The organism is Sphingomonas nostoxanthinifaciens (assembly GCF_019930585.1).
Taxonomy (GTDB): Bacteria; Pseudomonadota; Alphaproteobacteria; order Sphingomonadales; family Sphingomonadaceae; genus Sphingomonas_I; species Sphingomonas_I nostoxanthinifaciens.
In genome coordinates, this window is record NZ_CP082839.1 from 2953265 (window position 1) to 2964908 (window position 11644).

7 protein-coding genes are annotated in these 11644 nt (G+C 67.0%); 1 reads left to right on the forward strand and 6 read right to left on the reverse strand.

Annotated elements, in window-relative coordinates; all coding sequences use genetic code 11:
- From K8P63_RS13820 to K8P63_RS13840, 5 genes are read right to left on the reverse strand one after another with little or no spacing between them, the layout of a single operon-like run.
- A complete protein-coding gene (locus K8P63_RS13820; RefSeq protein ID WP_223796606.1) occupies positions 1 to 1647 on the reverse strand; it encodes a S10 family peptidase in 1647 nt (548 codons plus the stop codon).
- 52 nt (positions 1648 to 1699) lie between these two features.
- Positions 1700 to 3457: a DUF885 domain-containing protein gene (locus K8P63_RS13825; RefSeq protein ID WP_449618968.1), complete on the reverse strand. Its 1758-nt coding sequence runs from the start codon at positions 3455 to 3457 to the stop codon at positions 1700 to 1702.
- Positions 3454 to 5199 (reverse strand): DUF885 domain-containing protein, encoded by a 1746-nt coding sequence (locus K8P63_RS13830; protein ID WP_223796607.1) that lies wholly within the window; start codon positions 5197 to 5199, stop codon positions 3454 to 3456. The genes K8P63_RS13825 and K8P63_RS13830 overlap by 4 nt, the downstream gene beginning before the upstream one ends.
- A gap of 1 nt (position 5200) precedes the next feature.
- Positions 5201 to 6907 (reverse strand): gamma-glutamyltransferase family protein, encoded by a 1707-nt coding sequence (locus K8P63_RS13835; RefSeq protein WP_223796608.1) that lies wholly within the window; start codon positions 6905 to 6907, stop codon positions 5201 to 5203.
- 21 nt (positions 6908 to 6928) lie between these two features.
- The gene (locus K8P63_RS13840; protein ID WP_317629314.1) at positions 6929 to 9304 is read right to left on the reverse strand and encodes a glycoside hydrolase family 127 protein; all 2376 of its coding nucleotides are present in this window, start codon (positions 9302 to 9304) and stop codon (positions 6929 to 6931) included.
- A gap of 115 nt (positions 9305 to 9419) precedes the next feature.
- On the opposite strand from K8P63_RS13840, the gene K8P63_RS13845 reads away from it, so the two are divergent.
- Positions 9420 to 10439 carry an Ldh family oxidoreductase gene (locus K8P63_RS13845; RefSeq protein WP_223796609.1) on the forward strand — a complete coding sequence of 340 codons (1020 nt, stop codon included), beginning with the start codon at positions 9420 to 9422 and terminating at the stop codon, positions 10437 to 10439.
- Between the two features lie 69 nt (positions 10440 to 10508).
- Here K8P63_RS13845 and K8P63_RS13850 read toward each other — a convergent pair whose 3' ends face one another.
- The gene (locus tag K8P63_RS13850; protein ID WP_223796610.1) at positions 10509 to 11498 is read right to left on the reverse strand and encodes a PEPxxWA-CTERM sorting domain-containing protein; all 990 of its coding nucleotides are present in this window, start codon (positions 11496 to 11498) and stop codon (positions 10509 to 10511) included.
- Positions 11499 to 11644 lie beyond the last annotated feature (146 nt).

Here is an 11644-nt window from a genome sequence, read left to right on the forward strand (position 1 = left end):
TCAGCCGCCCGGCCGGCTCGCCATGTCGATGAAGTCGTCGATGTCCTGCTTGAACTGCGGGCGGACGGCGTTGTTGACGTAGACCATGTGGCCGGACTCGTAATATTTGAACGACAGGTTCTTCCGCAGGTCGGCCGGGATCTGCATGTGCTTCAGGTCGAATTCGGCGCCAAAGAAGGGCGTCGCCATGTCATAATAGCCGTTGAGCGACATCACCTTCAGGCTCGGATTCTGGCGCATCGCCTGGGCGAGATCCAGCGCGGTATCTGCCAGCGCCATCTTGCCGAAACCGCCGCGGCCCGGCGCCTTGTGGCTCGAATCCCAGTGGTTGCCGCCGATCGCGACATAATAGTTCGGCCGGTAGCTGAGCTTGGTCTTGTAGCCCAACGTGCCGAACAGATATTTGTTGAGCGCACCGATATAGGGGCCGCTCAGGCTGGTGTCGGCGGGATCATATTCCGGGCCCTCGCCGGCATCGTCGGCGTCGTAGCCGGTGAAGCGGGCGTCGAGGCGACCGATCGTCTTGCCCTCGCCGCGCAGCAGCTCCTTGCGGAAGCGCGACAGGTCGACGCGCAGGTCGGACTTCAGGATATAGTCGACCGGCAGGCCGGTATAGGCGCTCATCTGCTGCGCGATCGCCTGCTTCTCCTGCGGGCTGATGTCGGAGCCCTTCTGCAGCGCGGAGGCGTAGGGGCCGGCGGCCCAGGCGCGCACCTGCGTCAGGAACGGCTCCAGCGTCGCCGGGCGGTTCTGCAGCCGGTTATGATACCAGGCGTCGGCGGCGTAGCTCGGCAAATAGGTGACGTGGATCTGGTCGTAGCCCGGCTGGCGCACGCCATAGTTCAGGATCGACGACAGCAGCACGACGCCGTTCATCTGCACGCCCTTGTCCTGCAGCGCATAGACGAGACCGGCCGACCGCAGCGTGCCATAGCTTTCGCCGAAGAGGAATTTCGGGCTGTTCCAGCGATCGTTGATCGTCATGTAGCGCATGATCGCGCGGGTGTAGGCGTCGATATCCTGGTCCACGCCCCAGAATTCCGGCCCCTTCGACTTGCCGATCGGCCGGCTGAGGCCGGTGCCGATCGCGTCCATGAAGACGATGTCGGTATGGTCGAGGATGGTGTTGTGGTTCTCGCCGATCGGGAACGGCCCGTTGGGCTGCGCGCCCGGCTGCGGTGTGTCGACCCGCACCGGCCCCATCGAGCCCATGTGCAGCCACATCGACGACGAGCCCGGCCCGCCATTGTAGGCGAAGGTGATCGGCCGTTCCGGCGCGCCCTTGGCGCGATCCGCCACATAGGCGACGTAGAACATGCTGGCGATTGGCTCGCCATCGTCGTTGCGGATCGTCAGCGTGCCCGGCGTGACGGTGTAGGTGATCAGCTTGCCGTTGACCGTGACGCTGCCGCGCTTCGGCTGCGCCTGCTCGACCGCGGTCGCGACCGCCATGTCGGGATCGCCCATCTTGTCGCCATGGCCGCGCGGCTCGGCGTCGGTCGCGCCGGGCTCGTCGGGGGCGTGCTGCGCCTCGGCATTGGGCTTGGCCTTGCCTTTGCCCTCGGGCGCGGAACGATTCTGCGCGGCCAGCGGCGCGATGACGAGCGCGGCGACGGCACCGGCGAGCAGGAACGGCTTCAAGGTCATGATTCCTCCGAGGAGCTTTTCGTTGGGGGTGATTAAAGCAGACTGTGCCGGATCAATGCACGTCCGGATAGGGGTTCGGGCCGCCGGCGGCGATCCATGCGTCGAGCTGCTGCTCCAGCACCGGCAGCGGCACCGAGCCGAGGCTCAGGAACTTGTCGTGGAACCAGCGTTGGTCGAACTTCGGCCCCAGCGCCGCTTCGGCCTTGGCGCGCTCGCGCCGGATCGTCAGCTCGCCCAATTTGTAGGCGAGCGCCTGGCCCGGCCAGCTGATGTAGCGGTCGACCTCGGTCTCCACCTCGTGCTGCGACAGCGCGGTGTGGTCGGCGAGGTAGGCGATCGCCTTCTCGCGGCTCCAGCCATAATGATGGATGCCGGTGTCGATCACCAGCCGCACCGCGCGCCACATCTCGTAGCTCTCGCGGCCGAACTCCTCGTACGGCGTGCGATAGATGCCCTCGAGATGGCCGAGCCACTCGCAATAGAGGCCCCAGCCCTCGCCATAGCCCGAGAAATAGGTGTTCTTGCGGAAGTCGGGCTTGCCCGGCGTCTCCAGCGCCACCGCCGCCTGGAAGCTGTGGCCCGGATTGCATTCGTGCAGCGTCAGCGCCGGGATCTGGTAGAGCGGCCGCGACGGCAGATCCTGCGTGTTCATCAAGCACGATTCCAGCCCGCCGCGCCCGGCGGTGTAGAAGGCCGCGATGGCATCGGGCACCGGCACGATCGTGAAGCGATAGCGCGGCAGGAAGCCGATCGTGCTCTTCAATTTCCCGTCCATCCGCTTGGCGACATAGGACGATACGCCCAGCAGTTCGTCGGGCGTGCGGGCATAGAATTGCGGATCGGTGCGCAGGAAGTGGACGAACTCGGCCATGCTGCCGGTGAAGCCCGCATCCGCCTTGGTCTTCTCCATGTCGGCGGAGATGCGCGCGACCTCGTCGAGGCCGATCTTGTGGATCTGCTCGGCGGTGAGGTCGGTGGTGGTATATTCGCGGATCTGCGCCTGGTAGAACGCCTTGCCGTCGGGCATCGCCTCGGCCGCCAGCACCGTGCGCGTCTTCGCCAGATAGACGTCGCGATAGAAGCTCAGCAGCTTGGTGTAGGCCGGGATCACGATTGTGCTCACCACCTGCTTCGCCTCGGCACGCAGCGCCTGCTGGTCGGCCGCCGGGATCGTGGCGGGCATGTCGCGGAAAGCGGCGTAGGCCGGATTCTTCTCGGGGTCGGCGCCGGTATAGGCGGCGATCGAGGCATCGCGGCCGACCAGCGTCGCCTTCGGTACGCTGAACCCGCGCGCGAGGCCGGCGCGCATGTTCGCCTCTTCTTCGTCGAAGTAGCGCGGCAGATCACGCAGGCGCGCCAGATAACGGCGATACTGGTCGGCGTTGCGCAGCGGGCCGCGCCCGCCGACGCTCGACCAGAATTGGCTGTCGGCGTTGAACGGCATCTCCCACGTCTTGAACTTGCCCTGCGCGACGAACGCCTCCAGCACCGTGCGGAACACGGCGGCGTTGATCTTCTCGTCGGACGAAAGCTGGTCGACCGGCACCTTGTTCAGCGCGTCGAGCGTCTTTTGCCAATAAGCCAGCCGCCGTGCCTGCGTGGCGGGATCGACATGTGGGAAGTGATCGGTCGGGCCATCGTCATTGCCGCGGCCGGGGCCGAACTCGCCTTTCCGCCACTGCCACTCGCCGTCGTAGAGCGCCTTCAATTGCTGGTCGGCGGCGGTGGGGGCCGCTTGCGCCAATGCCGGCGCAGCCACCGCCGCGAGGAGCATGCCGAGCAGCGGCAGCGTTATCGATCGCATCGTCATTCGCCTTTCGAAAGGGCATCCCTGGTGGCGGCGGGTTCGGGCCCGCCATCCGCAATCCATTGGTCGAGCACGCGCTCCAGCGTGTCCAGCGGCACCGCGCCGAGACCGAGAATCGTGTCGTGGAACCAGCGCTGGTCGAACTTCGCGCCCAGCGTCGCCTCCGCCTTCGCGCGCTCGCGCCGGATCAGCATCTCGCCCAGTTTGTAGGCGAGCGCCTGCCCCGGATCGTTGATGTAGCGATCGACCTCGATCGTGATCTCGTGATCGGAGAGCGCGGTGTGCGCCTTCAGGAAATCGAGCGCCTGGTCGCGCGTCCAGCCCATATGGTGCAGGCCGGTATCGACCACCAGCCGCGCGGCGCGCCACATCTCGTAGGTCTCGCGGCCGAACTCGTCATAGGGCGTCTCGTAGATGCCCATCTTGGTGCCGAGCCACTCCATGTAGAGCGCCCAGCCCTCGCCATAGCCCGAGAAATAGGTGCTCTTGCGGATCGCCGGCCGGTTCGGCCCCTCCAGCGCCAACGCCGCCTGGAAGCTGTGCCCCGGCACGCATTCGTGCGCGGTCAGCGGCGGGATGGTGTAGAGCGGCCGCGCCGGCAGGTCGTAGGTGTTCATCAGGCAGCTATCGAGCCCGCCATTCCCGCCCGTGGCGAACGGCGCGATGTTGGCCGGCGTCGGCACGATCGTGAAGCGATAGCGCGGCAGCAGGCCGAAGGTGAATTTCAGCTGCCCGTTGATCTTGTTCGCCACATAGCTCGATTTGGCGATCAGCTCATAGGGCGTCTTGGCGGTGAATTGCGGATCGGTCTTGAGGAAATGGAGGAAGCCCTTGAAATCGCCGGTCCAGCCGGCGGCCTTCATCGTCGCCTGCATGTCGGCATCGATCCGCGCGACCTCCTTCACGCCGATCGCGTGGATCGCCTCGGGCGTCAGCTCGGTGGTCGTATAGTCGCGCACCTTGGCGGCGTAATAGGCCTTGCCGTCGGGCAAGGCCTCGGCTGCCGTCGCGACGCGCGCATGCGGGATATAATCGTCGCGCAGATAGGCCGCGAGCTTGGCGAAGGCGGCGGCAGCATCGGCGACGGCCTTGCCCCCTTCGGCCTTCAGCGCGGGCGCGTCGGCGGCGGGGATGCTCGACGGCATCAGCGCGAACGGCGCGTAGAGCGGGTTGTTGGCGAGATCGGTCGAGCCGAGCGGCACCACCGTCTTCCAGCGATCGCCCAGCGACACGCGCGGCTTGGTGAAGCCGCGCTTCTCGCCCGCCTTCAGGTTCGCGATCTGCTCGTCGACATAGCGCGGCATCTCGGCCACGCGGCCGAGATAGGCGCGATATTGCGCGACCGTGCCGAAGCCCTGGCGCGGCGCGATCCACGTCCAGAAACCGAACGGATCCTCATATTCCTTATACTTCTGCTCGGTGACGAAGCCTTCGAGCGCGGCGCGGAACACCTCGGCGTTGATCCGCTCCTCGGGCGAGAGCTGGGCGAGCGGGATCGCGTCGAGCTGCTTCAGCGCGGTCTGCCAATAAGCGTAGCGTCGCGCCTGGCTGGCGGGATCGACGTGCGGCATGTGCGCGCCGCCGCCGCGCGGCCCCTCGGGATCGGAGCCCAGCTCCTGCATCCGCCACGTCCATTCGGCATCGTACAGCGCCTTCAGCCGCGCATCGGGCGAGCCCGGTGCGGGCGCGGCGGCGAGCGCGGTCGAAGCCAGCAAGGCGAGCGGGAGGATCATCAGCGCGCGCATCTCAATAGCCCGCCGCGAGGCCGGCGCGGCGCGGATCGGCGACGCCGAGCAGGGTGCCGTCGGGCATGCGCTGGATCGCCTGCACCGAGCCGAAGTGCCACATATACGGCGTCGTCGGCCGCACCATCACGCCGTAGACCGTCTTGAGCTCGTCGCGCACCTTCTCGGGCACGCGCGCCTCGACCACGAACGGCACGCCGGCCTGGCTGCCCTGGAAGCGCGGCGCATCGACCGACTGCTCCAGCGTCTTGCCGTAGCCGAGCAGGTTGATGAGCGCGATCGTCACCGCGCGGCTCGACAGACCGGGCGAGCCGATCGTCATCCACGGCTTGCCGTCCTTGGCGATCATCGTCGGCGGGAAGGGCGAGACGGCGCGGCGGCCCGGCCCGGCGGTGTTGCCGGGGAAATTGTTGCCGCTGTTCATGGCGATGCCGTCGACGACGAGGCCGGTGGCGAAGGTGCTGCCGTAGACCGAGTGGGTGACCGAGGCCATGTTGCCGTCCTTGTCGATCGCGACGACATGGTCGGTATCGGTCGAGTGGCGGTCATGCTCGACGAACGAGCCCGCCAGCTCCATGCCGGTATGCGGGTTCGCATCGGCGGTCGCGGGCGCCTTGGGCATGCTGCCGGCGGCGACGTCGTACATCATCTTGGCATAGGGCTTGGACAGCAGGATCGCCGTCGGCACGTTGTAGGTCAGCGGGTCGCGGACATATTCGTCGGTCGCGGTCTCGGCGATGCCGAAGGCGCGGCGCACCATCTCGAGGCTCGCGGCCGAATCTGCGTAATAAGGATGCGCCCTGAGATCGTAATTCTCGAGCACGTTGAGCGTCAGGCCGATCAGCGTGCCCGCGGTCGACGGCGGCGGCGCGCTGATGATCTCGTAGCCGTTGAAGGTGGAGCGCACCGGCTCCTCCCAGCGCGACTTGTACTGCGCCAGATCGTCCAGCGTGATGCCGCCGCCGGTCGCGCGCACCGCATCGACGAAATGGTGCGCCCACTCGCCCGAATAGATGTAGGCCGGGCCCTCCGCCTGGATATGCTTCATCGCCGCCGCCAGCCGCGGATGCGTGACGAGCGTGCCGACCGGCGACGGATAACCACTGGGGATATATTCCTCGCGGCCCGACGGGTAGACCGACAGCCGCGTCTGCGCGGCATCGGCCAGCTCGGCGTAGAGGAAGGAATACATCGGGTATCCCTTGGTCGCGAGATCGATCGCCGGCTGGAAATAATCCGCCCATTTGAGCGTGCCGAACCGATCCGCCGCCGCCTTGATGCCCGCCACCGTGCCCGGCACGCCGACGCGCTTGCCCGACGTCTCGGGGATCTTGTCGCCGCCGCCGGTAAAGGCCGACCAGCCCGACGCGACGATCGCATCCTTGGTGTGATCGAGCTCGGAATCGAGGTAATAATATTTGCCGCTCTTGGCCTCGTAATAGAGGATCGAGACGCCGCCCGCGAGCGTCACCATCTGCGGCTCGATCACGCTCTGCATCGGCACCGCGGTGAGCACGGCGTCGAGCGCGGTGCCGCCCTTGCGCATCACCTCGACCATCGCCTTGGTGACGATCGGGTTGGACGAGGACGCCATTGCGTGCGCGGCCTTCACCGCCGGCTTCGGCCCCTGCTCCTGAGCGAGCAACGGCGCCGGCAACGCGAGGCCGGCGACGGCAAACGCCGCGATGATATCCCTGATCTTCGTCATGCCCGCCCCTTGTTGTTCGTGTCAGACCGAATTGGGTGATGCCGCCGGCGTGAAGATGCGCACGCCGAATACCGGGCCGCCGCGGCTCTTGTCGTCGGCGGGTTCGAACCGTACCGTCACCGCATCCTTGTGCTGGGTCAGCTCGGCGGGGATCGGATAGTCGATCTCGAAGAAGTCGCCCGGACGCTCGCCCGTTAGTTTCTGGCGCGCGATCACGGTGCCGTCGATCTTGATGACGAAATCCTTGTTGCGCTCGTCGCCCCAATAGGTCGCCTGCAGGATCAGCGGGCCGGGCCGCACCTTCGCCTTATATTCGAAGAAGCCGAAGGTGCGCGCGTCGCGCCCGTGGCGGCCGCGATAGGTGACGGCATAGCTGTTCTTGGCCGCCAGTTGGTGATCGCGCTCGGGCTGCATCTCGCCCAATTGCATGATGTCGACCGAGCGTGCCTGCAGATCCTTGAGCCGCGCCTGCTCGCGCTGATAGGCGACCTGCTCGACCTGCCAGCCGGCCGCGTCGAAGCTCTTGAAATAGACCGCCGTGCGCCGATCGCGCTGCTGGAAGAACGGCGCGAACTGAAGGTCGGCGGGCTTGGCGATGCCCGCGGTGCGGAACCGCCCCTGCCCCGCATCGACCGCGGTGAAGCCCGCAATCACGTCGGCCGCCACCAAGGCCGGCGCTGGGCCCTCATAGGGCTGGTCGGCCGGGCCGAGATCGGCCGCCAGCACCACCGGCCCGTGCAGTAATGCGATCGTGGTCGGATCGTCGACGGTCGACTCGCTGCGCAGCGCCATCGGCAGGATCAGCGCGACCTTGTCGCCCCTGCTCCAGCGGCGGCGGACGATGGCATAACCGTCCGCGGCCTCGATCGGCACGTTGACGCCGTTCACCGCCAGCGACGCGCTTTTGCACCAGGCCGGGATGCGTAGCGCCAGCGCGAAGTTCTGCGGCCGCGCGAGATCGGTCAGCGTGATCGCGACATGCTCGTCGAACGGATAGCCCGTCTCCATCCGCAGCGTCGCGCCCTTCGCCTTCCACTGCGCGACCGACGGGATGTAGAGGTTGGCGATCAGCGTATCCGCGCCCTGCCACCAGATCGAATCGCCGTGCTTGGCGTGGCTTTCCATGCCGCTGCCGACGCAGCACCAGAAATCGTCATAGGGCCTGGAGAATTTGCGCGCCGAGCCCGACATCAGCGGCACCATGTAGGCGAACATGCCGGTCGCCGGATCCTGCTGCGCGAGGATGTGGTTGAGGTGCGCGCGCTCGTAATAATCGAACAGAGCGGCGCGCGGCTGCCACTGGTAGAGCTCGCGCGTCAGCTTGAGCATGTTGTAGCTGTTGCAGCTCTCGCACGTCTGCTCGGTGATGTGATTGGAGACCGAGCGCGCCGAGGGAAAATATTCGCGGTCGGCATTGCCGCCGATGACATAGCTGTAATCGCGCGTCACCGTTTGCCAGAAAAACTCCGGCGCGATGTTGGCGTCGCGGCGGCCGCCCACGTCGTAGATGCGGGCGAGGCCGATGATCTTTGGGATCTGGGTGTTGGCGTGGATCCACGGCAGATCGTCCTGCCGCGCGGTCAACGGATCGAGCACCTTCTTGTGGCGGATGCGCTCGGCCAGCCGCAGCCAGCGGGCATCGCCGGTCGCGGCATAGAGATCGGCGAAGCTCTCGTTGATGCCGCCATGCTCGCAATCGAGCATCACCTGCACCTGATCGTCGTTCAGCGCCGCGAACACGCCGTCGATATAGCCGCCGAGTGCGACTGCCACCGGCACAGCCTGCGCGTTGCCGCACAGATCCTTCGCCGCGAACAGCCCGGCATATAATTTGTGCCAGTTGTAGAACGGCACCCAGCAGCCGTTGAGATCGAACCCCATCGAGCGGATGTCGCCGCGCTTGATCTCGGGGAAGATCGCCTTGCCATCCTCCACCACGTCGCCGCGCTTGCGGGTGAAGCCGGCGACATAGCCGTCGCCATGCGCCTGCTGACAGGTCGCCAGCTCGGCGACGATATAATCGACGCGCCGCTTGCACTCGGCGTCGCCGGTCTGCGCGTACATCAGCGCGATGGCGGTCAGATAATGGCCGAGCGTATGGCCCGCGATCGTGTCGCTCTCCCACCCGCCATAGACTGCGCCCTTCGGCTGCAGGCCCGCGCTCGTCCGGAAATTGTGGAGCAGCCGGTCGGGCTCCAGCGCGTGCAGGTAGCGCAGGTTGCCGGCGACCGCGTCGGCCCATGGCGACGGCAACAGCCGTACCGAATCGAGCGGCAGCGGCCGGGGCGACGACGGCAGGCGATCCCCCGACGGCGCGGCGCGCAGCTCGGCCGGCATCAGCGCCATTACGCCCACGCCCGCCAGCAACGTCCGTCGCCTCAGCATCACCTCGCCCATCGAACCGGCTCCTCTTGGCAGCGGTCTATTGTATCGTATACGATCCCGCAAGTTTGCCGGAGTCCAAAATGTGCGCCGCGTCGCGTCGCATTTCTCCCGCCCGATAAGGAATGACATGACCGAAGACGATCGCGTCGCGATGACGCTGGACGAGGTCGCCGCATTGTCGCGCGCGATCCTGACGAAACACGGCCTCGCGCCCGACCATGTCGAAGCGGTCACGCGCACGATCGTCGCGGGCGAACGCGACGAATGCGCGAGCCACGGCGTCTATCGCCTGATCGTGTGCGTCAACACGCTGAAGAAGGGCGTCGTCGTCACCGACGCGGTGCCGCAGGTGCAAGATTGCGCGCCCGCTCTGCTGCGCGTCGACGCGCGCGGCGGCTTCGCGCAACTGGCGTTCGAGGCGGGGCTGCCGCAGCTCGTCGCCAAGGCGAAGCGCAACGGCATCGCCGCGATGGGGATCAACCATTGCGTCCACTTCGCGGCACTCTGGCCCGAGGTCGAGGCGGTGACGGCGCACGGCCTCGTCGCGCTCGCCTGCACGCCCAGCCATGCCTGGGTCGCGCCCGCCGGCGGGATCAGGCCGGTGTTCGGCACCAATCCAATCGCGTTCGGCTGGCCGCGTCCGGGTGCGCATCCGTTCGTGTTCGACTTCGCCACCAGCGCGGTCGCGCGCGGCGAGATCGAGCTGCACCGCCGCGCCGGCAAGCCGATCCCCGAGGGCTGGGGCATCGACGCCGAAGGCCAGCCGACCACCGATGCGGCGGCGGCGCTGGCGGGTGCGATGCTCACCTTCGGCGGCCACAAGGGCTCGGCGCTGTCGACGATGGTCGAGCTGATCGCCGGGCCGCTGATCGGCGACCTGACCAGCGCCGAATCGCTCGCGGTGGATGCCGGCACTGGCTCCTCGCCGGTCGGCGGCGAGCTGGTGCTCGCGATCGACCCCGCCGGCTTCCTGGGCGATGCGGCGGGCGAGCATATCGCGCGGGCCGAGGCGTTGTTCGCCAACATCACCGGTCAGGGCGCGCGCCTGCCCTCACAGCGCCGGTTCGAGGCGCGCCTGCGCAGCGAGGCGAACGGCGTTCGCATTCCCCGCGCGCTCCATGACGACCTGCAGGCGCTGCTGGATTGACGACGATCGGACGCGGACACGAAGACGCCGCCGGTCGCAGACCGGCGGCGCGCTAAGCCGATCGAAGGGTCAGCAGCTGCGAAGCGTCGGCGTCCCACGCCGCCGGCGCATTGCTCCACCGGTAAGGCCGAAGCCGCCGATCATCATCATCCAGGTCGCTGCCTCGGGCACGGCGCCGGGCACGCCCGCCGCCTGGAGGAAGACCCCCGAATCCGACGTGTAGGACACGCCCGCCACGCTGCCGATGCTCACCTTGCCGGTGTTGGTGTAATCGAGCGCAACATTGGTCGCGCGCAGCTCGAGACCGAAGTCGAACGAGATGTCGGCCGTAGCACCCGTGATCGCGTAGAGCCCGGTGAACTGGGTGTTGAGCGGATCGTAGGAGGTGAAGCTGTACGATTCCCACCCGTTCACGCGGGGATCGCTCACATAGGTGAATGTCGGATAGGTGCCGTTATAGCCGTAATAGCCGGCGCCATAGTCGCCGAACTCATACGCCTGGGCGTTGCCGAAATAGAAGCCGTAGTTGAGCTCGCCCGATGCGGTCGAGGGATTGCTCGTCCCGTCCAGCTTGCCGTCGAAGGAGAAGCTCACCGGGATCAAGGTCACCGTATCAGCACTCGCTCCCGCGATCGTGAAGTGGAGCGTGTCAGCCAGATGCGCGGAGGCGTCGGCGCTGCTGAAACTCGCCGCGCTCGCCAGAAGATGAACCTCCCCGGTCGAGAGATCGGCGGCAGCGGTGGCATAGGCCGCGTCCGGCAAGGCGACAACGCTCGACTCGTCATGCGCCGCCGTGGCCGTGCCGGTCGTGTCGGTCGTCCCGCTCACCGTGACGACGGCACCCTGCGACGACAGGAACCCGGCCGGATTGCACGGGCCAGTGCTGCCGTCGTTGACCTGGAATTTCGCGCCGGTGAAGCCGCCCGCATTGTAGCCCGCCTGGCAGCCGCGAAGATATCCGCGCCCGGTGTTGGCGATAGTGGACACGGAATAGCCGGCCTGCGCCGCCGTCGCGCTCGTAAACATGGCAGCGACACCGACAAACGATACGATACGCATCACGCTCTCCCCCGAACGGTCACGACCGGCCCCGCGCCACGCGCGCGACGAAGCTTCCTTCGGCGCGCACGCACCTCAGGTCCGATCGGTTCCGATATGCTGATGACCCCGACCGTTCCCCTGAACGAGGATCGGCTGGACGGGTT